Genomic DNA, 25757 nt, shown 5'->3' with positions numbered 1-25757 from the left:
CACCTGCTATCACCCGGTAGCCTCGGAACCCATGACCTCGATGATGGCCCCCGGTGCCCAGGCGCAGACGTACCGCGTCAAGGGCAGCGCCATCGGCCTCGCCATCTTCGTCCTCTCGGGCATGTACTTCCTCGCCGTCCTCGACGGCACGGTCGTCTTCGTCGCGATGCCCGTCATCCAGGAGGCGCTGAACCTCACCGACGCGATGAAGGTGTGGGTGTTCGGCGCCTACGCCCTCACGTTCGGTGGGTTCATGCTGCTCGGCGGGCGTCTGGGCGACACCTTCGGCCGCAAGAAGATGTTCATCCTCGGCGTGCTCGGCTTCACCGTGGCGTCGGGACTGGCCGGATTCGCCACCAGCGAGGCCTTCCTGCTCGCCGCGCGCGCCAGCCAGGGCTTCTTCGCGGCCATCGCGAGCCCGACGGCGCTGGCGCTGATCGCGACCACCTTCGCTCCCGGTAAGGCGCGCAACCAGGCCTTCGGCATCTTCGGCGGCATGGCCGGCCTCGGATCGGTGGCCGGTCTCGTGGCCGGTGGCCTCCTGGCCACCTGGGACTGGCGACTGGTCTTCTGGATCAACGTGCCGGTGGGCCTCGCCTGCGCGATCGGCGGCTACTTCGCGCTCGACGAGGCCACCTCGGAACGCCGGCACGCCCTCGACGTCAAAGGCGCGATCCTGGCCGTGGCGGGCTGCGTCGCGGGCGTCTACGCCCTCACCGCCGGTCCCGAACTGCACTGGCAGAGCCCACTGGTCTACGCGGCCCTCGGGTTCAGCGCGGTGTGCCTGATCGCCTTCCTCATCGTCGAACGCACCGCCAAGAACCCGATCCTGCCCTTCTCGCTGTTCAACAACCGCAACCGCGTCGCAGCGATGATCGGCATCCTGGTGTGCGGCGCCCTGATCCCCACGCTGGGCTTCTACGTCTCGCTCACCTTCCAGCTGGTGCTCGGCTACTCACCGCTGCAGTCCGGCCTCGCGCTCCTGCCCTTCGCGCTCGGCATGGGCATCTCGATCACCGCCAGCACGAAACTCGTGCAGTACATCCAGGCCCGCTGGCTGGTGGCCTTCGGCGGGCTCGTCGTCTTCTTCCCGTGCCTGTACGTGCCCACCCTCATGAGCAAGGCGCCGGAAACCGTCGCCTACTTCCCGCAGATCGCGATCCCGGTGTTCCTCATCGGCATCGGTGTCGGTTTCGCCATCGTCCCGCTGCCCCTGTGCGCGCTGGCCGGTGTCCGGCCCACCGAGATCGGCCCCATGTCGGCGCTGGTCGAGGTCGGACAGAACATCGGCGGCATCGTGGGCCTCGCCTCGGTGCAGGTGGCCGTCACGTCCCGGATCATGGCCGAGGGCGGCCCCACCACCGGACATCTCAAGCACAGCGACCTCACCTCGGACCAGATCAGTGCGCTGGCCTCGGGCTACGGGCTGGCGTTCATCTCGTGCGCCGTGATCCTGATCATCGCGGGCCTGGTGGTGGTGCCCTTCATGCGGTTCACCCCCGCGGAGATCGCCGAGGGCCAGATGGCCGAGGCGTCCAGCAAATCCGGCGGTGTGGTCCACTCCACCTCGTTCCCGGCGCAGGCCTTCGACGAGACCGAGGACACCGACGACGATTGGGAGCCGCTGGAGGGCGATGTCACCTCGGGCTCGTTCGCCGCGATCCGGCGGGAGGACTTCGACCGGGCGTACAACGAGCGGCCCGGCGACCCCGAGCCCGTGTACTTCACCGATCGCTTCCGCGCGATCAAGCGTCCGCACACCCCGGAGCCACCCACGCAGGCCGTCCAGGTGGCGCCGCCCCGTCCGGCAGCCCCGCCGCGCCGCCCGGCGCAGCAGCCGCGCCCGAGCGGACCGGTCGCACGCCCGAGCGGACCGGTGTCCGGCCCGCCGCAGCCGGGGAACGATCTCGCCGGGCTGGCGCGCCCGTCCGGGCCGATCCAGCGGGACAGTGCCGATCTGCCCCGCCCGCCCGCTCCGCAGCGTCCGCCCACTCCGCAGCGTCCGCCCGCTCCGCCGCAGCGCCCCGTCGGACCGCGACCGAGCCAGCCGATGAACCGGCCCGTTCCGCCGCCGCAGCGCCCCAGCGGGCCCGTGCAGCGTCCCAGCCGCCCGATGCCGCGTCCGCCGCAGCCGCCACCCGCCCCGCCGCAGGACGGCGGGAAGCACTCGCTGCCCGACGACGGGATGCACCGCCCCGCACCGTCGCCCCAGGCGGACCGGATCCGGCGTGCTCGCCGGCACCGCCGCGACGACGACGAGTAGCGACTCAGCCGGCGGTGACGATCGTGACCTCGGTGGGCGCCGAGAGCTCGGCGCGCAGGCCCGCCTTCTCGGCCACCTTCACCACGCCCTTGGCATCGCCGGGCTCACTGCGGCTGATCACGAGCGCCCGCGCGAGCAGGCCCTTGTGGTGCTTGTTGAAGTGCGAGACCACGGACCGCGAGCCGTCGGCCCGCTCCGTGACCACCGTGGCCGTGACGGCCCCCGGCACCTTGCCGAGCGCCGCGTACCCGCCCGAACGCAGATCGATCACCAGCCCGCGGTCGGCCGCCGCGAGCGCGTCGGCGAGGTCGGGCTTCCACTGCGCGGCGAGCGTGCCGAGGCCCGGCAGCTTCGAGCCGGACGAGAGCCGGTACGCCGGGATGGGATCGACCGCGCCGACCACGCCGAACAGGGCGGACCCCACGGCCAGCCGGGCGTCGGCGTTCGCGCGCTGCGCCTTCGTCAGCCCGCGCACGTCCAGCGCGTCGTAGAGCACGCCGGTGTACTGCTCGATCGCCGGGCGGGTGGCCGCGGTGCGCAGCGTGCGGTTGCGCTCGAGCTCATCGGTCTGACCGGGGGACAGGCCCAGCGCGGCGCGGGCCGCATCGTCGTCCTGCGAGACCGCGGCGAGGGCGTCGACGAGGCGCTCGCGGGTCGGCGTGAGCGACGGGAAGGCCAGCACGCCCAGGTCGAGCGGCGAGCCCGTGCCGCCGCCGGCCTTGGTTTCCGATGGGGGAAGCAGGATCAACACACCGGACACACTAAGCTGTGCCCTCGTGATCACCCGATTCTCCCAGCTCTTCCTGCGCACCCTCCGCGACGACCCGGCCGACGCCGAGGTCCCCAGCCACAAGCTGCTCGTGCGCGCCGGATACGTGCGCCGCATCGCGCCCGGTGTCTACTCGTGGCTGCCGCTGGGCCTGAAGGTGCTGCGCAACGTCGAGCAGGTGGTGCGTGAGGAGATGAACGCGATCGGCGGCCAGGAGATCCTGCTGCCCGCGCTGCTGCCCCGCGAGCCCTACGAGACCACCAACCGGTGGACCGAGTACGGCGACGGACTGTTCCGCCTCAAGGACCGCAAGGGCGCCGACATGATGCTCGGCCCCACCCACGAGGAGATCTTCGCCCTCACCGTGAAGGGCGAGTACAACTCGTACAAGGACCTGCCGGTCATCCTGTACCAGATCCAGACCAAGTACCGCGACGAGGAGCGGCCCCGCGCGGGCATCCTGCGCGGCCGCGAGTTCGTGATGAAGGACAGCTACAGCTTCGACACCACCGACGAGGGGCTGTCCGAGGCGTACGCCAAGCACCGCGCCGCGTACCAGAAGATCTTCGCCCGGCTCGACGTCGAGCACGTGATCGTCTCCGCCACGTCCGGCGCCATGGGCGGCAGCGCCTCCGAGGAGTTCCTGGCGGTCAGCCCCGTCGGCGAGGACACCTACGTGCACTCGACCGAGTCGGACTACGCCGCCAACGTCGAGGCCGTCGTGACGCCCGCGCCGGCGGCGATCCCGCTCGACGGGCTCCCCGCCGCGCAGGTCTACGACACCCCGGACGCGCCCACCATCGACACGCTCGTCGCCTGGGCCAACGCCGGTGCCGACGGTGCGTCCGTGCTCGGTCGTGAGGTGACCGCCGGCGACACGCTGAAGAACGTCATGGTCAAGACGCGCGCTCCCGGTGGCGATTGGGAGCTGCTCGGCATCGGTGTGCCCGGCGACCGCGAGGTGGACTTCAAGCGCCTCGAGGCCTCGCTGGAGCCCACCGAAGTGGCGCTGCTGGAAGAGGGCGACTTCGCGAAGTACCCGTTCCTGGTGAAGGGCTACATCGGCCCGAAGGCGCTGCTGGAGAACGAGGTCCGCTACCTCGTTGATCCGCGGGTGGTGACCGGTACCGCCTGGATCACCGGCGCCGATGCGAAGGGGCGGCACGTGGTGAACCTCACCGCGGGACGCGATTTCACGCCGGACGGCACCATCGAGGCCGCCGAGGTCCGCGACGGCGACGCCTCGCCCGACGGCAAGGGCACGCTGGTCTCGGCGCGCGGCATCGAGATCGGCCACATCTTCCAGCTGGGCCGCAAGTACACCGACGCCTTCGAGGTCGACGTCCTCGGCGAGAACGGCAAGCCCGTGCGCCTCACCCAGGGCTCCTACGGCGTCGGCGTCTCGCGGCTCGTCGCCGTGATCGCCGAGCAGCAGCACGACGACAAGGGCCTGCGCTGGCCCAAGGGCGTCGCCCCGTTCGACGTGCACGTGGTGATCGCGAACAAGGACGAGGGCGCCTGGGCGGGTGCCGAGGAACTGGCCGGTGCTCTCGACGCGCAGGGGCTGCAGGTGCTGCTCGACGACCGCAAGGCCTCGCCCGGTATCAAGTTCAAGGACTCCGAGCTGCTCGGCGTCCCGACGGTCGTCGTGGTCGGCCGGGGCTGGGCCGACGGTGTCGTCGAGCTCCGGGATCGTCTGACCGGCGAGGCCCGCGAGATCCCCGTCGCCGACGCCGCCGCGGAGATCGCCGCCGCTGCGCGCTGATCGTGCGGCGCAGCCGGCGGCAGGGAGCGCAGGGTTACCCGCTCTGCAACCTGCCGCCGCTGCCCCGTGCCGCTGCGTCGCCCCCACCGCGCGGAGCACAGGTATTCGGTGCGGATCCATCGTCCGTGATCACGCCTGAAGCCACTCCGGCTGCGAAGGGCATGACCACTGCCGCGAGGACGCCGCTGCTGGAGGAACCGGTCGAGGCTCGCGTCGGTAGCGCCGAACAGTGCGATCGATGCATCTGCGAGGGGCTGGTGACCTGTGTGTGGTGGTCGGTCGAGAGACGCTGAGCTGGGTGGCGCATTCGTTGATCCTGTTCCCGTTCGGTTGTGCGGTCACTCGTGTGAGGTCTTATCCGAATCCGATAAGACCTGAGCGACCACACCCGAAGAACTCAGAATGCGGGAACGTCCTCCCCGAGGGGAGCGCCGACCCCACCGTAGCAAATGCTTGCGCATGCGAAGTGACCGTCCACCGGCGGGCGCCGCGAATCGCGCCGTCACTGCCGAGGCGAAGCATCCCCGCGGAAGTAGGCGACGACGTCCGCGGCGATGTCGACGCCCGACGCCGTCGGACCGAACAGTCGGGGGCCGCGACGGCCCGGCACCGTGTAGTGGTGACCGTTCCCCTGGACGACGTGGAGGATGGCGTCGAAGTCGTGCGCGGCGAGCCATGCCGCGCTGTCGACTCCGGACAGTACTGACCCGCGGTTGCCGACCTTGCCGTCGAAGAGGCCGGCGCTTCCGCCGTTGAGTGGGTTGACGGGGTCCCGGTCCCCGAGCACCAACAGAGCTCGAACCCGACGGGCGAGGGTCGCGGGAACCTCCAGGTCGGTCTGCCAGTTGTCGGCGGTGGGGACACTGGCACCCACTGGGGCGATCGCCTCGATACGGTCGCTGGCTTCGAGCGCGACCCGCAGCGCGGCCGCGGCACCGCTGCTGAAGCCCGTGATCCATATGGGCGCGCCGGTCCCGGCGACCGAGTCGGCGAGCTCGGTGAGGAATCGGGTGTCGTCGATGTGCTTCTTCTTCGCTGCGAATCGACCCGCCAGCCGCGTCTCGTTCCAGTTTCTGCGCCAGCCATCCGGATAGACGACGATGAAGCCCTGTCGATCGGCGAGTTCATCGAATCGTCGCCCGGTTGCTCGCCGAAAGGTCGTACCCGTCTCGCCGGACCCGTGTAAGACCAGAAGCACAGGGGCGCCCGCCGCATACGATGCGGGCCGATACACGAGCCAGCGTCGACGGCGCCCTGCGACCTTCGCACTGCTGCGCGTGACACGGCCGGTGAGAGTGCCTGCGGGCCGGGGGGCGCGGGAGCCGAGCAGAACCCAGGTTGCACCCGCGACTGCAGCGAGTGCGGCAACAGTACCGGCCTTGTTCACCCCGCTCTTGATCGTTCCTCCCAGGGTTTGTGGAGCCCATCGACCGCGCTGGTGGCGTGGCCACAAGCGTTCGCCGATCCATCAAGCCGTCGCTGGCGACATGGTTAGTATGACGCACAGACAAGGACCAGTCCGCGGTGCACAGGAGGTCCCATCGCCATGTCTGGACCGGATGTGGGCCGACGGCGCCAGAGGCCGACCCCGTGGTACCTGATCGAATTGCTGCACGCCGCTCCGACGGTGATCGCAGAAGGGCCCGTGCCGCGCGCGTGGATATCGGGCGAACGTGCGTTCGCCGGTGCGGCAGGAACCCGCCAAGCGTGGGCGCAGGTCCTGGCGGTCATCGAAGAGATCCGCGAAGCCGCCCTCACCGGCGAGCCGCGGGCCAGCGGCCCGACGGTGCGCGAACTGGCCGGCAACCCCGGTAGCCGGCTGGTGGCGATCCCGGTCATCGGCCCGCGGCACCGCCTCCTGGGCGTCTGGGTCACAGTTCGACCGGCTTCTCACGTGGCCTCCGGTGAAGGTCCGCCGGCGACCATCGGATTCGAATGGGACAACACCGAGCGGAAGCTCTGGGCGCGCGGAGACACCGTTCTGGCCGGTGAGGACGTCCCCCGGCGGCCGATCACCTCCGCTGAGATCTTCGAATACGTTCAGGTCGAGAATGATCTGTCGCTGATCAAAGAGGTCCTCATCTCGCCGACCACCGGTCGGTGGGCTGGTGCGTGTCGATTCACCGAGACCGACCGTGCCGGCCGCATCGTCCTCGTCGCGGATGGTGCACGCCGCGATCTGTGGCGGGGAATCGTCTTCGAAACCGCTCGAGACGATGTATCCATGCAGGTCGCGGGAAATGCAGCGCTGCGCACACTGCGGGCGATCGCCCCGAACCGTCACCTTCTCCTCGTCGACGTTCGCAAGGTTCGTGTCCTTCAGTGGATTACGCACCCACTGACCGGGGTGCAATGGAAAGGGCAGGTCGATGACCGCGACACTCCGCATCCCGATGATGTGCAGCGGATCTTCGCCGTCGCAGCACGGGTGCTGGGCGGTGAAGCGCGCCAAGGTCGCGTCGACAACGTGCGACTGCGAGCCAGTGGAGGTCGGGGGTGGGTCGTCGTCGACGGTGTCGCTTCACTTCCCGAAGGGGAAGGAGAGCCGGAACTCGGACTCATCGAAATCACCGTCGTCGGTCACTCCGACGAGCCGGACCCCGTGCCGCCCACGGACAAGGGGCACCCCGGAATAGGGGACGGCACGGCACTGGAATAGCCGGACGATGTGCTCGCGGGGTGTCCCCGTGCCGAACCTCGGACGACGAAGGCCCGCACCGGGAACGGTGCGGGCCTTCGTCGGTCGGTGTCAGCGCAGGAGGCTGAGCAGGTAATCGCTCGACGAGGGATCGATCGACAGGCCGATGATGATCAGCACCAGGAGCACGATGCTCAGCAGCAGCCCGACCACACCGGTGATGAGGCCGGCGAGGGCCATGCCGTTGCCGTCCTGACCGGTCTGCTTCGTCTGCTTCATGGCGATGATGCCCATGATGATCGCGGCGATGCCGAACAGGATGCCGAGCCCCCACACGCAGGCCGACGGGATCGACAGGATGCCGCAGACCAGCGAGGCGATGGCCAGGCCGTTCGTGCCGCTCTGGGCGGGCTGGCCGTAGGCGGGGTAACCCACGCCCGGGCCGTTCGGGCCCGGGTAGGCGGGGTACTGGGGGAGCGCGCCGTACTGCTGCCCCGGCTGCGCGTACGGATCCGCGGGGGCCTGGTAGGGGTTCTGCGCGGCGTACGGGTCCGTGGGGGCCTGGTACGGGTGCTGCGCGCCGTACGGGTCCGCGGGAGCCTGGTACGGGTTCTGCGCGGCGTACGGCTCGCCCTGCGGCGCGTACGGGTTCGGCTGCGCCTGGTACGGGTTCGGCTGCGCGGCGTAGGGGTCGGGCAGTGCGTACGGATCGGCCGGGGCCGAGTACGGGTACGGGTCCGGCTGCGTCGGATACGCGGTGGTGGGGGCGTCGGCATCGCCTGCCGGCGAGGCACCCGCCGACCCGTCGGCCTGCGGCGCGATCACCGTCGGATCGTTCTCCCCCGTGCCGGGCTGTTGCGGATCGTTAGAAGTCATGTCCGCAAGTGTAAAGGTCGCCCCCGACTAGCTGCGGATGCCCGGGAACGGCCCCGTCACCGGTGTCACGCCGAGCGCCACCCGCCACCGTGCGCCGCGGACCGCCGCGGCACCCAGCCCCGTCACACCCAGGTGCCGCAGGCCGTCGCTGTCGCCCTTGGAGAGCAGGCTGCGGTAGGCGGCCGCACTGTCGTCCTCGACGGCGGCGGCCACCTTCGCGGCACTCACGGGATCGGTCACGGGCTCCGGCGGCGTGTACGCGGGAGCGGCGACGGGGACTTGCACGCCGGCACCGCCGAGCGCGCTGACCAGCGAATCGCGCTGCGCGCGGTGCTCCGCGGCGTACTTGGCGATCTCGCCGCGACGGGCGGGGGAGGCGTAGGCGTCCACCACGCCGTACAGGTACACGGCCGCGTATTCGGCCTGGAGGGCGGCGACGGCCGCTTCCTGCGCGGGGGTCATCCGAGCACCACCTCCGCGTGCACGCGGGTCGCGGCGGCCACCGAACCCAGGAGTGCGGCCTGGTAGCCCGATGCGGCGACCGCGGCATCGCCGGCGTCCTTCGCCGAGCGGGCGAGCTGTGCGGCGAAGGTCTGCCGGTTCAGGGTGCCGCCGGGGGCGGGCGCCGCGGACGAGGTGGGCGGGGACACCGAGGTGGGCCGCCGCAGGTAGCGCGACAGCTCGTCGGACAGTGCGGTGGCGTGCTGCGAGCGCTGATCGGCGATGAGCCGCATCTGCGGACCCACCGCACCGTCGAGTACCGCCAGCCCGCGGGCGGCGTCGGCGTCGGCCTGCGCGGCGAGGGCGGCCGCCTCCAGGCGCGTCGCCTGCGGGTCGTCGGCCTTCTCCTCGGGCGCGCAGCCGGCGAGGGCCGATGCACCCAGCAGGGCGCCGCCGGCGAGGAGCGCGGACGTCAGTGCGGTCCGCCGGTCGACGGTGCCGCGAAGGGGTTGCTCGGGTTCGGGACGCACGGTGCACGAGTCTAAGGGGACCGGCCGGACCGTGGTCGCGGCGCGTCGTAACGCGGGTACACTGATCGGAGCGTTCGGCACGGGGCGATGTGCCCCGTGACAATTTCACAGGGAGGCGCGTATGGCATACGACGAATCGGCGGTCCGCACCGTCATCGCACCTCACCTGGACGAGGCGGGACTCGATCTCGAGAATCTCCGCATCACCAACGCCGGCCCCAAATCGGTCATCGCCGTGGTGGTCGACAACGACTCCGGACCCACCCTCGATCTCCTCGCGGATGTCGCGCGCACCCTGTCGGAGGCGGTCGACGGCGCCGACGATGTCTTCGGCGGACAGGCCTTCACCCTGGAGGTCACCACGCCCGGTGCCGAGCGCCCGCTCACGCAGCCGCGGCACTGGCGGCGCGCCCGCGGGCGGCAGGCGGCGATCGAGCTCACCGACGGCACCAACCTTCTGGTCCGGATCGGCGCGCTCTCCGACGACGAGTCGACGGTGACCGTCGTCGTTCCGGGGGAGCGGAAGTCGGAACCGACCACACGCGATATCGCGCTGGACGAGGTGGCCGCCGCCGCGGCACGGGTGGAGTTCCGCAAGCCGAATCCGCGGGAGCTGGAGCTGTCCGGAATCACCCCGGGCCGCGTGATTCCCGGTGCCGAGCCGACCGACCTGACAACAGATGAGACCGGGCACGACGCCGGAGAAGAGGGCTAAATGAACATCGACATGGCGACCCTGCGGGCCATCGAGGCGGAGAAGGACATCTCCGTCGACACCGTGATCGATGCGATCCAGGTGGCACTGCTCACGGCGTACAAGCACACCGACGGCCACCAGCCGCACGCGCGGATCGATGTGGACCGGCGCACGGGCGAGGTGAAGGTGCTCGCGCAGGAGCTCGACGCCGACGGCAACATCATCACCGAATGGGACGACACCCCTGAGGGATTCGGCCGCATCGCCGCCGATTCCGCGCGCCAGTTGATCACCCAGCGTCTGCGCGACGCGGAGAACGACCGCACGTTCGGTGAATTCGCCGTGTACGAGGGTGAGGTCGTCTCCGGTGTGGTGCAGGCGGACGCCCGCGCCGCGGCCCGCGGCTTCGTGGTGGTGCGGATCGGCAGCGAGCGCGAGGGCCACGAGGGCCTGCTCCCGCCCGCCGAGCAGGTGCCCGGCGAGACCTACGAGCACGGCGACCGGATGAAGTTCTACGTCGTGGGCGTGAGCCGCGGTCAGCGCGGCACCCAGATCACCCTGTCGCGGACGCACCCGAACCTGGTGAAGAAGCTGTTCGCGCTGGAGGTCCCGGAGATCGCCGACGGCAGCGTCGAGATCACCTCCGTGGCCCGCGAGGCCGGCCACCGGTCGAAGATCGCCGTGCGCACCTCGGTGCCGGGACTCAACGCCAAGGGCGCCTGCATCGGCCCGATGGGGCAGCGCGTGCGGAACGTGATGAGCGATCTCGACGGCGAGAAGATCGACATCATCGCCTACGACGACGATCCCGCGGTCTTCGTGGGCAACGCGCTGTCCCCGTCGTCGGTGGTGTCCGTCACCATCGTCGACCCGAAGGAGAAGGCCGCCCGCGTGGTGGTCCCCGACTTCAAGCTCTCGCTCGCCATCGGCAAGGAGGGGCAGAACGCCCGCCTCGCCGCCCGGCTCACCGGCTGGCGGATCGACATCCGTTCGGATGCGGAGACTGGCAGCCCCGAGTGAGTGAACCGGTCCGCACCTGCATCGGGTGCCGCCGCAGGGCGCCCGCCGCGGAGTTGATCCGCACGGTCGCGGTCGCGGGGGACGACGGTGCGCTGCGGGTCGTGGTCGACGGTGCGCGGCGGCTGCCGGGGCGCGGTGCCTGGCTGCACGATGCGCCCGAGTGCGTCGAGCAGGCGCGCCGCCGGAACGCGTTCCGGCGGGCGCTGCGGGTATCCGGCCCGCTCGACGACTCGATGCTGTCAGTCGGCGGCGGAGCTGCTGCCCAGTAGCTCGCGGACCCGGTTCGCGATGTGGATGAACTCGGAACGTTCCATCGTCTCGGAGTAGTCGCGTTCGGCCGGGAGATCCACTGCGAGCTCCTCGACGATGCGTCCCGGCCGCGGGCTCATCACGACGACGCGATTGGCCAGATACACCGCTTCAGCGACCGAGTGCGTCACCAGCACCACGGTGGTCCCGGTCTCGCGCCAGATCCGGTGCAATTCGACGTTCATCTTCTCCCTGGTCAGGGCGTCGAGAGCGCCGAAGGGCTCGTCCATGAGCAGGACCTTGGGCTCGTGCATCAGCGCCCGGCACAGCGAGACCCGCTGCTGCATACCGCCCGACAGTTCGTAGGGCATGGCGTTGGCGAAGCCGGTGAGCCCGGTCATCTCGAGGAGATGGTCGCATCGCTGCGCGGCGTCCTGCTTCGGCATACCCCGCATCTCGGCCTGCAGCAGGATGTTCTTCCGGACGTTGCGCCATTCGAGCAATGCCGCGCGCTGGAAGACGTAGCCGATCTCGCGTTGTGGACCGGAGACCACCTTGCCGCGCAGCCGGACCTCGCCCTGCGACGAGTCGGTGAGCCCCGCGATCACCTTCAGCAGCGTCGACTTTCCGCAGCCGGAGGGTCCGGCGATGGTGACGAACTCGCCGTCGGCCACGGTCATGTCGATGCCTTCGAGGGCGGTGGTGGTTCCGCGCTTGGAGGAGAAGGTGACGGTGAGGTCGGAGACGGAGATGGCTGCGGGCGCCATCTCCGTGCGTTCCTGTGCAAGGGACATCGACATCGCTTCTCCTACTTGTCCTTCGGGGTGAACGACGAGTCCCAGTAGGTATCCGGGGCGTTCGCGGACTTCAGCAGACCCGCCTGGTTGAGCGTGGACAGCGTGGTCTTCCAATCCTCCTCGGCGTTGAGGCCGGGGCCCTTGCCCGCGGTAGCGGGCGTGTTCAGGAGCGGCACGGTCTGGCGCCACTGTGCGAGCAGGACGTCGCGGGCCGGGAGTTGCGGATCCTTGCCCGCCATCGAATCGACGGCCGCATCGGGTTCGGCGATCGCGGCGGAGAAGGACTCGCGGACGGCGTCCACCATCGACTGCACCAGTTCACGCGAGCCGCTGATGGTGTCGGTGGCGGTGATCAGTCCGTTGCTGTAGTAGTTCAGGCCCGCGTCGGAGTACTTGAGGTACCGCACCTCTCGTCCGCTCTTGGCGGCGATGGTGGGGCCCTGGTCGTGGGCGAAGCCGATGAGACCGTCGACCCGGCCGGACAGCATCGCGGACATCTTGCCGGCCGCGTCGAGGCTCTGCTGGGTCACCTGATCCTTGGCGATCCCCACCTTGTCGAGGTAGATCGGGAAGGTCGTGGTCGGTGCGTCACCGGCGGAGACTGCGATGGTCTTGCCGATCAGGTCCTTGGGGGTGTTGATGCCCGAGTCCGCGAAGACCTGTACTGCCGACGGCGTGGTCTGGAGGAAGACCGAGACGCTCTTGATCTTGACCCCCTTGTCGATGTTGCTCAGCACGGCGGGGGTGTCGGCCCAGCCGAATTCGGCCTGTTTCGCGCCGACGGCCTGTGCGGTCTTCGTCGATCCCTGCCCGGCGTCGATCGTGAGATCGATGCCGTGCTTGGCGAAGATCCCCTTCTGTACGCCGTAGTAGAACGGGGCGTGCTCACCGTACGGATACCAGTTGAGCATCAGGGTGGCCGCCTTGTTCCCCTTCGAGTCGGGAGCGGACTTCGCTCCGTCTCCGGATCCGCCACAGGCGGTCAGGGTCATGGCGATGGTTCCGGCGGCCGCGATTGCTGCCATCGTCCGGCGGTTGAGGTTCATGGTGTCTCCTGGGATGGTGGGCGCGTCAGACGCCGGGGGTTGTCGATGAGGCCGCGCGGCGCGAGGAATGCCACGGGATGAGCATCTTCTCGGCGATCTCGATGATCGCGAAGAGCACGATGCCGAGGCCGGACATGATGATGAGAGCCGCGAACAGCATTGCGGTGTCGACGTTTCCGTTCGCCTGGAGGATCACGTACCCCAGGCCTTCGTTGGATCCCACGAACTCGCCGACGACGGCGCCGGTCACGGCGAGGGTCGCCGCGACCTTGAGGCCGGACATGAGCTGGGGGAGCGAGGCGGGGAACCGGACCTTCGCGAAGGTCTTCAGGCGGCTCGCGCCCATCGTGGAGGTGAGCTCCAGGATCTCCGGGTCGACGGATCGCAGGCCGGCGAGACCGGATATCGCGATGGGGAAGAAGGCCATGAGGACGGCGACCAGGATCTTGGGCGTGGGGCCGAAACCGAGCCACACGATGAACAGGGGGGCGATGGCGATCTTCGGGACCACCTGTGCGAAGAGGATGAGCGGGTACAGGGTCTTCTCGATGTTCGGTGAGTAGACCATGACCACCGCGACGGTCACGCCGACGATCGCGGCGATGATGAAGCCGATCACCGTCTCCCACGTCGTCACCCACGTGTTCTCGGCCAGGTAGGAGGCATTGTCGCGTGCGACGCGCCAGGTATCCGCGGGCGAGGGGAGGATGTACGGCGCGACCAGTTCGGCCTTGGTGACGGCCCACCAGGCGATGAGGAGGCCGACGATCAGTGCCAGCGGACGCCAGAGGGTGGCGATGGTCGAACGCTGGATGAAGGAGGGTCTCGATCGATGGGGAACCGGTTTCGCGGTGCGAAGCGGTTCTGCCGGCGCGGATACGGCCATGGGCAGTTCCTCTTGTTCGAAGTGCCGGGAACGATCATCCGGGGATCATCGCCCGTGTGGGAATGCGCTTTCCGAAGCGTCTCGACGATAACGTGACGTAGCCCACACTGTCAACGAATTGGGCGAATCGGGCCCGTTCGCTCAGCGAGGGAGTCGTGTGCTGTCCCGCAGGACCACGGATCCGGTGAAACGTTCCCGGAGGTCGCCGTCGTTCGTGTCCGTTCGCAGCGCGAGTTCGACGGCGCGGTAACCGATCTGCTCCAGGGGGAGGGCGACGGTGCTCAGGCTCGGGGTGTGGTCGCGCAGCGTGGGGATGTCGTCGAAGCCCGCGATGCAGATGTCGTCGGGAACGCGGAGTCCCTGTTCTCGCCACGCCGCGATGGCCCCGATCGCCATGACGTCGGTCACGGCGAAGACGCAGATCGGTGCGCGGCCCGAATCCGGTTCGAGGTGCAGGGCATCGGCGAGGCGGCGTGCGGCCGAGTAGCCGCCGTCGCGGGTGAAGTCGCCCGAGACCTCGACGAGCGGGGTGATCGCGTGGTTGCCGAGGGTCTCCACGAATCCGTTCCGCCGGTCGACCGCGGTGCGGATGGCCGCGGGGCCACCGATCACGGCGAAGTCGCGATGTCCCGCCTCGACCAGGGCGTCGGCCAGTTCGCTTGCTCCGAGCCTGTTCTCGGGCTCGACGGCCCCTCCCGATGCGAGCGGCTGGCCGATCACCACGACCCTCCCGCCGTTCGCCTGATACTGGGCGAACAGTTCCTCGAGATCGCGGTCCAGGTCGCCGCTCTGGCGGGAGCCGGCGAGGATGATCGCATCCGCGCGGTGTGCGATGAGTGTGCTCACGGCGTCGCGTTCGATGGTGAAGTCCCGGTCGGTGCTCGCGAGGAGCACCTCTTTGGCCGCTGTCCGGGAGGCGCGCTGCACGCCCTGTGCGATCGACGAGAAGTACGGGTCGGCGATGTCGTGCACGATGAGCCCGAGCAGTCCGGTCGATGATCGGGCCAGGGCCTGGGCCTGGGCGTTGGCGACGTAGCCGAGTTCTCGCGCTGCGGTGCGGACGCGGTCGGCGACGTCCTCGCGCGGTGTGCGACTCGAGCCGTTGAGCACCCTGGAGGCGGTCGCCTGGGAGACGCCGGCGCGATCTGCGACGTGCTGCAGGGTGACCGCCATCTCGCCTCCGTCTCGGTTAGTGCCTGGTCGATTGTGCCGCTTGACTCCCGCGGCGGTTCTACCATACGCTGGGAAAGCGCATTCCGAAGTGCAACCGAACGCACGCGCGGCGTCCTGTGACGACCGCGCCCGAAGACGGGGCACACCCATATGACGAACAAGTCCACCGCACCGCGCCGCACGCTCCGGATCGCCATGAACGGCGTCACGGGCCGCATGGGGTACCGGCAGCATCTGGTCCGATCGATCCTGCCGCTCCGGGAGACCGGGCTGCGGCTCGACGATGGCACGCTGGTCGACGTCGAACCGATCCTGGTGGGACGCAACGCCGACCGGCTGGCCGAGCTCGCCGCGCTGCACGAGGTTCCGACCTGGACCACCGATGCCGCGGCCGTGATCGCCGACCCCGCCATCGACGTGTACTTCGACGCCCAGGTCACCTCGCGGCGCGCCGCCGCGCTGACCGCGGCGATCAAGGCGGGCAAGCACATCTACACGGAGAAGCCCACCGCCGAGACGCTGGAGGAGGCGATCGAGCTCGCCCGACTGGCGCAGAACGCCGGCGTCGTCGCGGGCGTGGTGCACGACAAGCTCTATCTGCCCGGCCTGGTGAAGCTCCGCCGCCTCGTCGACGAGGGGTTCTTCGGCCGCATCCTTTCGATGAGGGGCGACTTCGGCTACTGGGTGTTCGAGGGCGACGGGCAGCCCGCGCAACGGCCGAGCTGGAACTACCGCGCCGAGGACGGCGGTGGCATCACCGTGGACATGTTCTGTCACTGGAACTACGTGATGGAGGGCATTCTCGGTCCGGTCCGATCGGTCACGGCGAAAGCGGTCACGCAGATCCCGGTGCGATGGGATGAGAACGGTCGCGAGTACGCCGCCACCGCCGACGACGCCGCCTACGGCATCTTCGAGATCGATGGCGGGATCATCGCGCAGATCAACTCGGCGTGGACGGTGCGCGTCCGTCGCGACGAGCTCGTCGAGTTCCAGGTCGACGGGACGCACGGCTCCGCGGTCGCGGGACTGCGCAACTGCGTCGCGCAACACCGGTCGAGCACCCCGAAACCGGTGTGGAATCCCGATCTGCCGGTCACCGAACCGTTCCGCGATCAATGGCTCGACGTTCCGGCGAACGCGGACCTGGACAACGGCTTCAAGCTGCAGTGGGAGGAGTTCCTGCGCGATGTGATCGCCGAGCGGCCCCACCGTTTCGGCCTGTTGTCGGCCGCACGCGGGGTGCAACTCGCCGAACTCGGCTTGCAGAGTTCCGAGTGCGGGATGCGCCTCGAGGTGCCGGAGATCGCGCTGTGAGCGTCACGGCGGGGCCCGGCGCTGATCTGGTCCTCCCCATCGACGGTCGACTGCACGCGCACCGCCTGGGGGAGCCCGGGCCGTGGCATCGTCCGACCGCTCCGATCACCTCACGGATCGCCTTCGCTGCGGCACACGTCATCCCGCGTGTCACCGCCGATAACACCCCCGGTGCCCCGGCCGATCTGGATTGGGACGCCACGCTGGCCTACCGGCGTGAACTGTGGTCGTACGGACTCGGGGTGGCGGACGCGATGGACACCGCGCAGCGCGGTATGGGGATGAGCTGGACCGCCACCGCCGAACTCGTCCGGCGCAGCGCCGCCGAGGCGAATGCGGCGGGCGGGCGGATCGCCTGCGGCGCCGGCACCGATCAGCTCGATCTCGGCGTCCTCCCATCGGGCGCGGCCGGCCTCAGCGCGATCGGCGACGCCTATCGGGAGCAGGTCGATGTGGTGGCCGGCGCGGGAGCGCAGGTGGTGCTCATGGCATCTCGTGCGCTCGCGGCCGTCGCCCGGTCCGCCGAGGACTACCTGGCGGTGTACCGGACCGTGCTCCGCGAGGTGGATCGCCCCGTGATCCTGCACTGGCTGGGCGACGTCTTCGACCCCGCCCTCAGGGGCTACTGGGGCAGTACCGATCTCGGCACCGCCACCGATACCTTCCTGCAATTGATCGGCGAGCACGCCGCGGTGATCGACGGCGTCAAGGTGTCCCTCCTCGACGCGCAGCACGAGATCGCCCTCCGCCGTGCGCTCCCGCCGGGCGTTCGGCTCTACACGGGAGACGATTTCAACTACCCGGAACTGATCGTGGGCGACGAGCGCGGACACTCCGACGCGCTGCTCGGGATCTTCGCGGCGATCTATCCCGCCGCATCCACCGCTCTGCAGGCGCTCGATGCGGGGGACGTGGACCGCGCCGGCGCGATCCTGGAATCCACTCGCGAGCTCGGGCGGGTGGTGTTCGAAGCGCCCACCTACTACTACAAGACCGGGATCGCGTTCCTGTCCTGGCTCAACGGCCAGCAGCCGGGCTTCGCCATGGTCAACGGGCTGGCCAGCGGCCGGTCGGTGGAGCATCTGTCGAAGGTCTTCGTGCTCGCGGACCGGGCCGGACTCCTGCGGGACCCGGGTCTCGCGGCGCACCGAATGCGCGGCTACCTCGATCTGAACGGAGTCTCGGCATGACGGATTTCGATCGGTTGTCGTTGAACACCCGGACCACCGAATCCTGGACCCTGCGCGAAGCGGTGGAGGGCGCGGCCGCCGCCGGACTCCCCGCGGTGGGACTGTGGCGGGACCGGCTCGCGGAGGCCGGCATCGACGAGGCGGTGAAGATCCTGCACGACAACGCGATACGCGTCTCCAGCCTGTGTCGCGGCGGGTTCCTCACCGACCACGACGATGCCGCGCTCGACGACAATCGGCGCGCCCTCGACGAGGCGGCCGCGGTCGGCGCTCCCGAACTGATCATCGTGGCGGGCGGTATGCCCGACCGCGATCTCCGTTCGGCGAGACAGCGCCTCGCGGACCGCATCGCCGAGCTCGTGCCGCATGCGGCCGAGCGCGGCGTGCGCCTCGCGCTCGAACCCCTGCACCCCATGTACTGCGCCGATCGGGCGGTGATCTCGACGCTCGGCCAGGCGCTCGCCCTCGCGGCACCGCATCCGGCCGCGAACGTCGGCGTCGTCGTGGACGCCTTCCACGTGTGGTGGGATCCGGATGTCGCCGATCAGATCGCCGAAGCGGGACGGCAGGGACGGATCAGCAGTTACCAGGTGTGCGATTGGCTCGTACCGATCGCCGCCGATCCGCTGCTCTCACGCGGGATGATGGGCGACGGTGTGATCGACTTCGGCCCGCTCACCGAGCAGGTGACGGCGGCGGGATATCGCGGCGACATCGAGGTCGAGATCTTCAATCGGGAGATCTGGGACGCCGACCCCGCCACCGTGGTCGAGACGATGAAGCGACGCTACCGCGACCTGGTGCTGCCGGGTCTCGCCGTCGGCGCGTGAGAGTCGTCATCGCGCCGGACTCGTTCAAGGGATCCATCGATGCCGAGCAGGCGGCGTCGGCCCTTCGCGACGGCTGGCTCGGCGTCCGGCCGGATGACGAGGTGATCGCCCTGCCGCAGGCCGATGGTGGCGAGGGGACCGTCGCCACCATCGCCGCGGCCCCGCAGTGGCTGAACCGATCCTCCGAGGTCACCGGCCCCGATGGGCGTCCCGTGCGGGCGCGCTGGACCCGTGCGCGCGGCGGTGACACGGTGATCGAGCTGGCCGAATCCTCGGGGATCGCCCTCGTCCAGCAGCTCATGCCGATGACCGCGACCACCGACGGCCTGGGCGAGGTCATCGCCGCCGCACTCGACGAGGGCGCCACCCGCATCCGCATCGGGCTGGGCGGATCGGCGAGCACGGACGGCGGTTTCGGGGCGCTGCGCGCCCTCGGGTTGCGTGCCTTCGACCGGTGCGGCTGTGCGCTCGGGACGGGGGCGACGGTGCGCGACGTCGCCGCCGTCGATCTGACCCATCTGCGTTCCCTGCCTCCGGGCGGCGTCGAACTCCTCGTCGACACGGACATCCCGCTGTACGGCCCCGACGGGGCCGCGCAGGTCTACGGACCGCAGAAGGGCGCGGATTCCACCCAGGTGCGCGAGCTCGACGACGGGCTCCGCTCCTGGGCGGCCGCGCTCGCCGCCGCGGGATGCGATCCCGCGCTCGTCGGTGCCCAGGGCGCCGGCGCTGCCGGTGGAGTCGGGTTCGGTCTCCTGTGCTGGGGCGCCACCGCGACGTCGGGGGCGGACCGGATCGCCGAGCTGACCGGGCTCGCACAGAACCTGCCGACCGCCGACATCGTGGTGACCGGGGAGGGGAGATTCGACGCCACCTCCCTCACCGGCAAGGTCGTCGGGCGGATCGTCGACCGGTGCCGGGCCGCGGCTACCCCCGTCGTCGTGGTCGCCGGGCAGGTCGCGATCGCCCCGCAGACCGGGATAACGCCAGTTCACACGCTTTCGTTGACGGATCTCGCGGGTACCGCGGAGGAGTCACTCGCCGATCCGGCGCGCTGGTTGCGGGCCGCCGGCGACCGCGCGGCGAAACGATTTGCCCCGACGCGCTAGTATTGACAACGGTCTGAAGACGGCAGGTCTTGCAGTGACCGCCGTACGGAAGAATCGAAGGAATCGAGCTGAAGACATGAGCAAACCGTGAAGCACCAGCGATGAACGGCAATCGGTGTAACTAACCGAGGTCGGCGGGACCTTTCCAGTGCCCTCGACCTCGCAGATGAGGAGAGTAGTGGCAGGCAAGGCCCGTGTGCACGAGTTGGCTAAAGAGCTCGGTGTCACCAGCAAGGAAGTTCTCGCACGGCTCAGTGAGCAGGGCGAGTTCGTGAAGTCCGCGTCGTCGACGGTGGAAGCACCCGTCGCGCGACGCCTGCGCGAGTCGTACGGATCCAAGTCCGACGGCGCCGCGAAGCCGGGGCCCGCGGCCCCGGCGAAGAAGCCCGGCCCCGCGGCCGCGAGCACCCCCGCCCCGTCGTCCGATGCGGCCCCCAAGCCCGCGTCGGCCCGTCCGGGTCCCCGCCCCGCCGCACCTGCGGCGGAGCCGGCACCCGAGCCCGCAGCACCGGCCGCACCCGCGGCCCCCCGCTGCGAGCGCGCCCGCACCGTCGACCGAGGATCGTCCGGCCGCGCCGTCGCGTCCCGGTCCGCGTCCGGCGGGCCCGAAGCCCGGCCCGCGCACCCCGCGCGTCGGCAACAACCCCTTCTCGTCGCAGGCTCCCGTCGAGCGTGCGCCGCGTCCGCAGCCGGGCCCCGGTGGTCCGCGTCCGCAGGGCGGCGCCCGTCCGGCTCCCGGCCAGGGTGGTCCGCGTCCTCAGGGTGGCGCGCGTCCGGCTCCCGGCCAGGGTGGCCCCCGTCCCCAGGGTGGTCGCCCGGCGGCCGGTCCCGGTGGGCCCCGTCCCACCCCCGGCAGCATGCCTCCCCGTCCGAACCCCGGCGCCATGCCCTCGCGCGCTGCGCGTCCGGCCGCTCAGGGCCGTCCCGGCCCCGGTGGTCGTGGTGGGCCCGGCGGTCGTCCCGGCGGCGGTGGCGGCGGCTACCGCGGTGGACCCGGCGGTGGTACCGGAACCGGTGCACCCGCGGGTGGATTCCGGGGACGTCCCGGTGGTGGCGGTCGTGGCCGTCCCGGCGGGACCGCCGGTGCCTTCGGCCGTCCCGGTGGCGCACCGCGTCGTGGCCGGAAGAGCAAGCGCGCGAAACGCGCCGAATACGAGAACATGCAGGCTCCGATCGCCGGTGGCGTTCGGCTTCCGCGTGGTCAGGGCGAGACCATCCGTCTCGCTCGCGGCGCCTCGCTGAGCGACTTCGCCGAGAAGATCGACGCGAACCCCGCATCGCTGGTCCAGGCGCTGTTCAACCTGGGCGAGATGGTCACCGCGACCCAGTCGGTGAACGAGGAGACCCTCGTGCTGCTGGGCGAGGAGATGAACTACGTCGTCCAGGTCGTCAGCCCCGAGGACGAGGATCGCGAGCTGCTCGACAGCTTCGACCTCACCTACGGCGAGGACGAGGGCGACGAGGACGATCTCGAGCAGCGTCCGCCGGTGGTCACCGTCATGGGCCACGTCGATCACGGTAAGACCCGACTGCTCGACACGATCCGCAAGGCGAACGTCCGCGAGGGCGAGGCCGGCGGCATCACGCAGCACATCGGTGCCTACCAGGTGCTCACCGAGCTCGACGGCAACGAGCGTCTGATCACGTTCATCGATACCCCGGGTCACGAGGCGTTCACCGCCATGCGTGCCCGCGGTGCCAAGGCCACCGACCTCGCGATCCTCGTGGTCGCGGCCGACGACGGCGTCATGCCGCAGACGGTGGAGGCCATCAACCACGCGCAGGCGGCCGATGTGCCGATCGTGGTGGCGGTGAACAAGATCGACAAGGAGGGCGCGCAGCCCGAGAAGATCCGCGGACAGCTCACCGAGTACGGCCTCATTCCCGAGGAGTACGGCGGCGACACCATGTTCGTCGACATCTCGGCCAAGCAGGGTACGAACGTCGAGGCGCTGCTCGAAGCAGTGCTGCTGACCGCCGATGCCTCGCTGGACCTGCGGGCGAACCCGGACATGGACGCGCAGGGTGTGGCCATCGAGGCCCACCTCGACCGCGGCCGTGGCCCCGTGGCCACCGTGCTCATCCAGCGCGGCACCCTGCGGGTCGGCGATTCGATCGTGGCGGGCGACGCCTACGGTCGCGTCCGGCGCATGGTCGACGAGAACGGCGACGACATCACGGAGGCGACCCCGTCGCGTCCGGCCCAGGTCATCGGCTTCACGTCGGTGCCCGGCGCAGGTGACAATCTGCTCGTGGTCGACGAGGACCGGATCGCCCGGCAGATCGCCGACCGGCGTGCGGCGCGCAAGCGCAACGCGCTGGCCGCGAAGTCGCGCAAGCGCGTCTCGCTCGAGGATCTGGATGCCGCGCTCAAGGAGACGAGCCAGCTCAACCTCATCCTCAAGGGCGACAACTCCGGCACCGTCGAGGCCCTCGAAGAGGCCCTCCTCGGCATCGAGATCGACGACGAGGTGCAGCTGCGCGTCATCGACCGCGGCGTCGGTGGCGTCACCGAGACCAACGTCAACCTGGCGTCGGCGTCGAACGCGATCATCATCGCCTTCAACGTGCGTGCCGAGGGCAAGGCCACCGAGCTCGCCAACCGCGAGGGCGTGGAGATCCGGTACTACTCGGTGATCTACCAGGCGATCGACGAGGTCGAGGCCGCGCTCAAGGGCATGCTCAAGCCGGTCTACGAGGAGAAGGAGCTCGGCCAGGCCGAGATCCGCGCCATCTTCAAGTCGTCCAAGGTGGGCAACATCGCGGGCTGCCTGGTGCAGTCCGGGATCATGCGCCGCAACGCGAAGGCACGCCTGCTGCGTGACTCGACCGTGGTGGCCGAGAACCTCATCGTCACCTCGCTCAAGCGCGAGAAGGACGATGCGACGGAGGTCCGCGAGGGCTACGAATGCGGTCTGACGCTCTCGTACTCCGACATCAAGGTCGGCGACGTGATCGAGACCTACGAGCTGGTCGAGAAGCCGCGCGCCTGACGGGTACCGCGGTGTTCATCGGCGCCCTCGAGATAGATCTGCTGCTCGGGGACGTGCACTCGCTCAAGCAGAAGCGGTCGGTGGTCAAGCCCATCCTCGCCGAGCTGCGGAGATTCTCCGTCAGCGCGGCCGAGGTGGGCCACCACGACCTGCACCGCCGTGCGGTGATCGGGGTCGGCGTCGTCGGCCCCGATCACGCGCACGTCGTCGAGATCCTGGACCGGTGTGAGCGCTCCGCCGCGGGGCATCCCGAAGTGGAGCTGCTGTCGGTGCGCCGCCGGTTGTTCGGTCCGGAGGACTGAGGATGCACTGTGTCTCAGTCGTGTAACAAGGTGTGTATATGCTCGCTCAATCGCGCAGCATGCAAGTTCGAGAGAGTGAGGGATTGATCGATGGCTGATCCGGCCCGGGCGGCGAGGCTCGCCAAGCGGATCGCGACGATCGTCGCGACCGCCATCGAACACGACATCAAGGACCCGCGCCTGGACTTCGTCACCGTGACCGACGCGCGGGTGACGAACGATCTGCACGACGCCACCGTGTACTACACGGTGATGGGTCCGACCCTCGATACCGAACCCGATTACGAGTCCGCGGCGGCCGGCCTGGAGAAGGCCCGCGGCCAGCTGCGCACCAAGGTCGGGGCCGGCACCGGCGTGCGGTTCACCCCCACGCTGCGGTTCGAACCGGACACCGTCCCGGAGGCCGTGGCCACCATGGAGGCGCTGCTCGCCAAGGCCCGCGAGCAGGACGAGCGGGTGGCCGCTGCGGCCGCGAACGCGACGCCGGCCGGCGAGGCCGATCCCTACAAGCACGACGACGACGCCGATCTCCCGGCGGACGAGGACGAGGCGGACAGGTGACTTCGGGCCTCGCGGCCGTCGCTGCCGCGCTCGATGGTGCGCGCCGGGTGGCCGTGTACTGCCACGTCCGGCCCGACGCGGACACCATCGGATCCGGACTGGGACTGGCCCGGATCCTGCGGGCGCTCGGCGCCGAGGTCTCCGTGACCCACCCCGGCCCGTCGCTGCCGTCGGGGATCACCCGGCTGATCACCGACGACGCCTTCCGTGCCCCGCTCGATGCCGAGGTGGCCGTGGCGGTCGACTGCGCCAGCTCCGAGCGGCTCGGCGATCTGGAGGAGTCCTTCCTCGCGGCACCGGTCCGCGTGGTGATCGACCATCACGCCACCAACAACGGCTTCGGGACTGTGAACCTGGTGGACCCCGCGGCGAACAGCACCACCGAGCTGGTGCTCGCCGTGGCCGACGCGCTGGGCGTGCCGATCGACGCGCCGACCGCCGACTGCCTGTACGCCGGCCTGGTGACGGACACCGGCTCGTTCCGCTGGTCCACGCACACCGGGCACGTCATGGCCGCCCGACTCCTCGAGGCGGGGGCGGAGGGCCGCGAGCTGGCCCGCGAGCTGCTCGACACCCACCCCCGCGCCTGGTTCACGATGGCGGCGGCGGTGCTCGGTTCGGCACGGGCCGCACTCGACGCCTTCGGCGGGCTCGGCGCGGTGTACGCGGTGTGTTCGGCCGCCGACCGCGGCGACCTGCGCTGGGATGCCGCCGAATCCCTCATCGACCTGCTGCGCACCGCCGACGACTGCGAGGTCGCCGCGCTGTTCAAGGAGGGGGAGCCGGGCGTGTGGTCGGCCTCGCTCCGCGCCCGCAGCCTCGTCGACGTCTCCGCCTTCGCCCGCGAGGTCGGCGGTGGCGGGCACCGTCTGGCCGCCGGATACACCACTCGCGGCACGGCCGACGAGGTGGTGCGCGCCTTCCTCGAGCGCGTGTGACCGAGGCCGCCACCACCTCGACCCGCGGTCTCGGGCGACGCATCGTCGGCCAGGCCCTGCCCGCGCTCGGCGTGCTGGCCGCCGAGCCCCTGTACCTGTTGTGGGACACCGCCATCATCGGGCGCCTCGGCGCGTTGCCGCTCGCCGGACTCGCCGTGGGCGGACTGATCCTGGCCACGGTGTCCACCCAGCTCACCTTCCTGTCCTACGGCACCACCTCGCGGTCGGCGCGGCGGTACGGCGCCGGCGACACCGACGGTGCCGTCACCGAGGGAGTGCAGGCCACGTGGCTGGCGCTCACGGTCGGCGGCCTGCTGCTGCTGGCCGTGCAGATCTTCGCCGGACCGGTGACGCGGGCGATCGCCGGCCGCGAGGACATCGCCGCGGCCGCGGAGTCCTGGCTGCGGGTGGCCTCCTTCGGCATCCCCTTGATCCTTTTGACCATGGCGGGCAACGGGTGGCTCCGCGGCGTGCAACGGCCCCGGCCGCCGTTGGTCTTCGTGCTGGTGGGGCTCGGGCTGTCGACGGTGCTGTGCCCGGTGCTGGTGCACGGCCTCGCGGGCGCTCCGGAGCTGGGACTGGTGGGCTCCGCGTGGGCCAACCTGGCGGGACAGACGGTGAGCGGAGTTCTCTTCCTCGGGGCGGTGGCGCGTGCCGCGCCGTCCCTGCGGCTGCGGCCGGCGATCGTGCGCGCGCAGTTGGTGCTGGGCCGCGACCTGATCGTGCGCAGCCTCTCGTTCCAGATCTGCTTCATCTCGGCGGGCGCCGTGGCGGCCCGCGCGGGTGCGCAGTACGTGGGTGCGCACCAGATCGCGATGCAGCTGTGGAATTTCGTGGCGCTGGTGCTGGATTCGCTGGCGATCGCGGCGCAGACCCTCGTCGGTGCGGCGCTGGGTGCGAAGGACCGGATCGGTGCGCGACGGCTCGGGTGGCGGGTCACGGTGTGGTCCACGGGGTTCGCGGTGGTCATCGCGGCGGCACTGGCGGCGTCGAGCGGGGTGCTGCCGCGGGTCTTCACGACCGATCCGGCGGTGCTGGACGCGCTGCGGGTGCCGTGGTGGTTCCTGGTGGCGATGATCCCGGTGGCGGGGGTGGTGTTCGCCCTCGACGGTGTGCTGCTCGGTGCGTCGGACGCGGCCTTCCTGCGCACCGCCACGATGGCCTCGGCGCTGATCGGCTTCCTGCCGCTGATCTGGCTGTCGTACGCCTTCGGGTGGGGCCTGGCGGGCATCTGGTCGGGGCTCGCGGCCTTCATGGCCCTGCGCTGCCTGACGGTGGTGGTCCGGTTCTCCGGGACCGCGTGGGAGCGGGTGGGCGCACCGGCCTGAGCGGCTGGCTTGCAATGACGCCGGAAATACGTTCGTATG

The 25757-nt window shown here is 70.2% G+C and carries 23 protein-coding genes and 1 pseudogene; 15 read left to right on the top strand and 9 right to left on the bottom strand.

Annotation, left to right across the window (positions count from 1 at the left end; translation table 11 throughout):
- The first annotated feature begins 40 nt into the window (after nt 1-40).
- Nucleotides 41-2263, top strand: coding sequence for an MFS transporter (locus TTY48_RS19285; protein WP_374758748.1), 2223 nt, complete (start codon nt 41-43; stop codon nt 2261-2263).
- A gap of 4 nt (nt 2264-2267) precedes the next feature.
- Here TTY48_RS19285 and yaaA read toward each other — a convergent pair whose 3' ends face one another.
- Nucleotides 2268-3014: a peroxide stress protein YaaA gene (yaaA, locus tag TTY48_RS19280; RefSeq protein WP_220659246.1), complete on the bottom strand. Its 747-nt coding sequence runs from the start codon at nt 3012-3014 to the stop codon at nt 2268-2270.
- 25 nt (nt 3015-3039) lie between these two features.
- On the opposite strand from yaaA, the gene TTY48_RS19275 reads away from it, so the two are divergent.
- Nucleotides 3040-4797 carry a proline--tRNA ligase gene (locus tag TTY48_RS19275; RefSeq protein WP_220659245.1) on the top strand — a complete coding sequence of 586 codons (1758 nt, stop codon included), beginning with the start codon at nt 3040-3042 and terminating at the stop codon, nt 4795-4797.
- A 502-nt stretch (nt 4798-5299) separates the two neighbouring features.
- Here the strand turns inward: TTY48_RS19275 and TTY48_RS19270 are convergent.
- The gene (locus TTY48_RS19270; RefSeq protein ID WP_220659244.1) at nt 5300-6031 is read right to left on the bottom strand and encodes a PHB depolymerase family esterase; all 732 of its coding nucleotides are present in this window, start codon (nt 6029-6031) and stop codon (nt 5300-5302) included.
- A 312-nt stretch (nt 6032-6343) separates the two neighbouring features.
- On the opposite strand from TTY48_RS19270, the gene TTY48_RS19265 reads away from it, so the two are divergent.
- Entirely contained in the window at nt 6344-7456 is a 1113-nt protein-coding gene (locus tag TTY48_RS19265) for a GAF domain-containing protein (protein WP_220659243.1), read from the top strand.
- A gap of 90 nt (nt 7457-7546) precedes the next feature.
- Here TTY48_RS19265 and TTY48_RS19260 read toward each other — a convergent pair whose 3' ends face one another.
- From TTY48_RS19260 to TTY48_RS19250, 3 genes are read right to left on the bottom strand one after another with little or no spacing between them, the layout of a single operon-like run.
- A complete protein-coding gene (locus TTY48_RS19260) occupies nt 7547-8311 on the bottom strand; it encodes a DUF4190 domain-containing protein (protein WP_220659242.1) in 765 nt (254 codons plus the stop codon).
- Between the two features lie 27 nt (nt 8312-8338).
- Entirely contained in the window at nt 8339-8773 is a 435-nt protein-coding gene (locus TTY48_RS19255; RefSeq protein WP_220659241.1) for a ferritin-like domain-containing protein, read from the bottom strand.
- Nucleotides 8770-9282 (bottom strand): hypothetical protein, encoded by a 513-nt coding sequence (locus tag TTY48_RS19250; RefSeq protein WP_220659240.1) that lies wholly within the window; start codon nt 9280-9282, stop codon nt 8770-8772. Before TTY48_RS19250 ends, TTY48_RS19255 begins: the two co-directional genes overlap by 4 nt.
- 121 nt (nt 9283-9403) lie before the next feature.
- Between TTY48_RS19250 and rimP the strand changes: the two genes are divergently transcribed.
- The 3 genes from rimP to TTY48_RS19235 are packed head-to-tail and all read left to right on the top strand — an operon-like array spanning nt 9404 to nt 11268.
- A complete protein-coding gene (rimP, locus tag TTY48_RS19245) occupies nt 9404-9997 on the top strand; it encodes a ribosome maturation factor RimP (RefSeq protein ID WP_220659239.1) in 594 nt (197 codons plus the stop codon).
- Complete coding sequence (nusA, locus tag TTY48_RS19240) at nt 9998-10999, top strand: transcription termination factor NusA (RefSeq protein WP_220659238.1); 1002 nt, start codon at nt 9998-10000, stop codon at nt 10997-10999. It begins immediately after the preceding gene.
- Nucleotides 10996-11268, top strand: a complete 273-nt coding sequence (locus tag TTY48_RS19235) for a YlxR family protein (protein WP_220659237.1) — start codon at nt 10996-10998, stop codon at nt 11266-11268. The genes nusA and TTY48_RS19235 overlap by 4 nt, the downstream gene beginning before the upstream one ends.
- On the opposite strand, the gene TTY48_RS19230 is transcribed toward TTY48_RS19235, so the two are convergent.
- The 4 genes from TTY48_RS19230 to TTY48_RS19215 all read right to left on the bottom strand — a co-directional run bounded on the left by TTY48_RS19230 (nt 11239) and on the right by TTY48_RS19215 (nt 15150).
- Nucleotides 11239-12048 carry an ABC transporter ATP-binding protein gene (locus TTY48_RS19230; protein ID WP_220659236.1) on the bottom strand — a complete coding sequence of 270 codons (810 nt, stop codon included), beginning with the start codon at nt 12046-12048 and terminating at the stop codon, nt 11239-11241. The genes TTY48_RS19235 and TTY48_RS19230 overlap by 30 nt on opposite strands.
- Before the next feature lie 8 nt (nt 12049-12056).
- On the bottom strand, nt 12057-13091 hold the full coding sequence (locus TTY48_RS19225) for an ABC transporter substrate-binding protein (protein ID WP_220659235.1): 1035 nt from the start codon (nt 13089-13091) through the stop codon (nt 12057-12059).
- A 25-nt stretch (nt 13092-13116) separates the two neighbouring features.
- Nucleotides 13117-13977: an ABC transporter permease gene (locus tag TTY48_RS19220; protein ID WP_220659234.1), complete on the bottom strand. Its 861-nt coding sequence runs from the start codon at nt 13975-13977 to the stop codon at nt 13117-13119.
- A gap of 141 nt (nt 13978-14118) precedes the next feature.
- Nucleotides 14119-15150: a LacI family DNA-binding transcriptional regulator gene (locus TTY48_RS19215; RefSeq protein ID WP_220659233.1), complete on the bottom strand. Its 1032-nt coding sequence runs from the start codon at nt 15148-15150 to the stop codon at nt 14119-14121.
- Between the two features lie 150 nt (nt 15151-15300).
- On the opposite strand from TTY48_RS19215, the gene TTY48_RS19210 reads away from it, so the two are divergent.
- The 9 genes and pseudogenes from TTY48_RS19210 to TTY48_RS19170 all read left to right on the top strand — a co-directional run bounded on the left by TTY48_RS19210 (nt 15301) and on the right by TTY48_RS19170 (nt 25718).
- On the top strand, nt 15301-16467 hold the full coding sequence (locus TTY48_RS19210; protein WP_220659232.1) for a Gfo/Idh/MocA family protein: 1167 nt from the start codon (nt 15301-15303) through the stop codon (nt 16465-16467).
- Complete coding sequence (locus TTY48_RS19205; RefSeq protein ID WP_220659231.1) at nt 16464-17657, top strand: dihydrodipicolinate synthase family protein; 1194 nt, start codon at nt 16464-16466, stop codon at nt 17655-17657. Before TTY48_RS19210 ends, TTY48_RS19205 begins: the two co-directional genes overlap by 4 nt.
- Complete coding sequence (locus TTY48_RS19200) at nt 17654-18487, top strand: sugar phosphate isomerase/epimerase (protein ID WP_220659230.1); 834 nt, start codon at nt 17654-17656, stop codon at nt 18485-18487. The genes TTY48_RS19205 and TTY48_RS19200 overlap by 4 nt, the downstream gene beginning before the upstream one ends.
- Nucleotides 18484-19596, top strand: coding sequence for a glycerate kinase (locus TTY48_RS19195; RefSeq protein WP_220659229.1), 1113 nt, complete (start codon nt 18484-18486; stop codon nt 19594-19596). The genes TTY48_RS19200 and TTY48_RS19195 overlap by 4 nt, the downstream gene beginning before the upstream one ends.
- A gap of 178 nt (nt 19597-19774) precedes the next feature.
- Nucleotides 19775-22589: pseudogene (gene infB, locus TTY48_RS19190) on the top strand (translation initiation factor IF-2).
- 11 nt (nt 22590-22600) lie between these two features.
- Complete coding sequence (locus tag TTY48_RS19185; RefSeq protein WP_220659228.1) at nt 22601-22891, top strand: DUF503 domain-containing protein; 291 nt, start codon at nt 22601-22603, stop codon at nt 22889-22891.
- 90 nt (nt 22892-22981) lie between these two features.
- Nucleotides 22982-23452, top strand: a complete 471-nt coding sequence (gene rbfA, locus TTY48_RS19180; protein ID WP_220659227.1) for a 30S ribosome-binding factor RbfA — start codon at nt 22982-22984, stop codon at nt 23450-23452.
- A complete protein-coding gene (locus TTY48_RS19175; RefSeq protein WP_220659226.1) occupies nt 23449-24390 on the top strand; it encodes a bifunctional oligoribonuclease/PAP phosphatase NrnA in 942 nt (313 codons plus the stop codon). Before rbfA ends, TTY48_RS19175 begins: the two co-directional genes overlap by 4 nt.
- Nucleotides 24387-25718: an MATE family efflux transporter gene (locus TTY48_RS19170; protein WP_220659225.1), complete on the top strand. Its 1332-nt coding sequence runs from the start codon at nt 24387-24389 to the stop codon at nt 25716-25718. The genes TTY48_RS19175 and TTY48_RS19170 overlap by 4 nt, the downstream gene beginning before the upstream one ends.
- Nucleotides 25719-25757: the final 39 nt, after the last annotated feature.

Source organism: Tsukamurella sp. TY48 (assembly GCF_019656655.1).
GTDB classification, from domain to species: domain Bacteria; phylum Actinomycetota; class Actinomycetes; order Mycobacteriales; family Mycobacteriaceae; genus Tsukamurella; species Tsukamurella strandjordii.
The sequence above is the reverse complement of the archived record's forward strand: the minus strand, read 5'-3'. Positions and strand labels throughout refer to the sequence as shown.

Coding starts and splice junctions, on each gene's coding strand:
- TTY48_RS19215 (WP_220659233.1), bottom strand. CDS start 15,150: ATGGCGGTCACCCTGCAGCACGTCGCAGATCGCGCCGGCGTCTCCCAG.
- TTY48_RS19220 (WP_220659234.1), bottom strand. CDS start 13,977: ATGGCCGTATCCGCGCCGGCAGAACCGCTTCGCACCGCGAAACCGGTT.
- TTY48_RS19200 (WP_220659230.1), top strand. CDS start 17,654: ATGACGGATTTCGATCGGTTGTCGTTGAACACCCGGACCACCGAATCC.
- rbfA (WP_220659227.1), top strand. CDS start 22,982: ATGGCTGATCCGGCCCGGGCGGCGAGGCTCGCCAAGCGGATCGCGACG.
- TTY48_RS19260 (WP_220659242.1), bottom strand. CDS start 8,311: ATGACTTCTAACGATCCGCAACAGCCCGGCACGGGGGAGAACGATCCG.
- TTY48_RS19255 (WP_220659241.1), bottom strand. CDS start 8,773: ATGACCCCCGCGCAGGAAGCGGCCGTCGCCGCCCTCCAGGCCGAATAC.
- TTY48_RS19265 (WP_220659243.1), top strand. CDS start 6,344: ATGTCTGGACCGGATGTGGGCCGACGGCGCCAGAGGCCGACCCCGTGG.
- TTY48_RS19210 (WP_220659232.1), top strand. CDS start 15,301: ATGACGAACAAGTCCACCGCACCGCGCCGCACGCTCCGGATCGCCATG.
- rimP (WP_220659239.1), top strand. CDS start 9,404: ATGGCATACGACGAATCGGCGGTCCGCACCGTCATCGCACCTCACCTG.
- nusA (WP_220659238.1), top strand. CDS start 9,998: ATGAACATCGACATGGCGACCCTGCGGGCCATCGAGGCGGAGAAGGAC.
- TTY48_RS19225 (WP_220659235.1), bottom strand. CDS start 13,091: ATGAACCTCAACCGCCGGACGATGGCAGCAATCGCGGCCGCCGGAACC.
- TTY48_RS19285 (WP_374758748.1), top strand. CDS start 41: ATGATGGCCCCCGGTGCCCAGGCGCAGACGTACCGCGTCAAGGGCAGC.
- TTY48_RS19230 (WP_220659236.1), bottom strand. CDS start 12,048: ATGTCGATGTCCCTTGCACAGGAACGCACGGAGATGGCGCCCGCAGCC.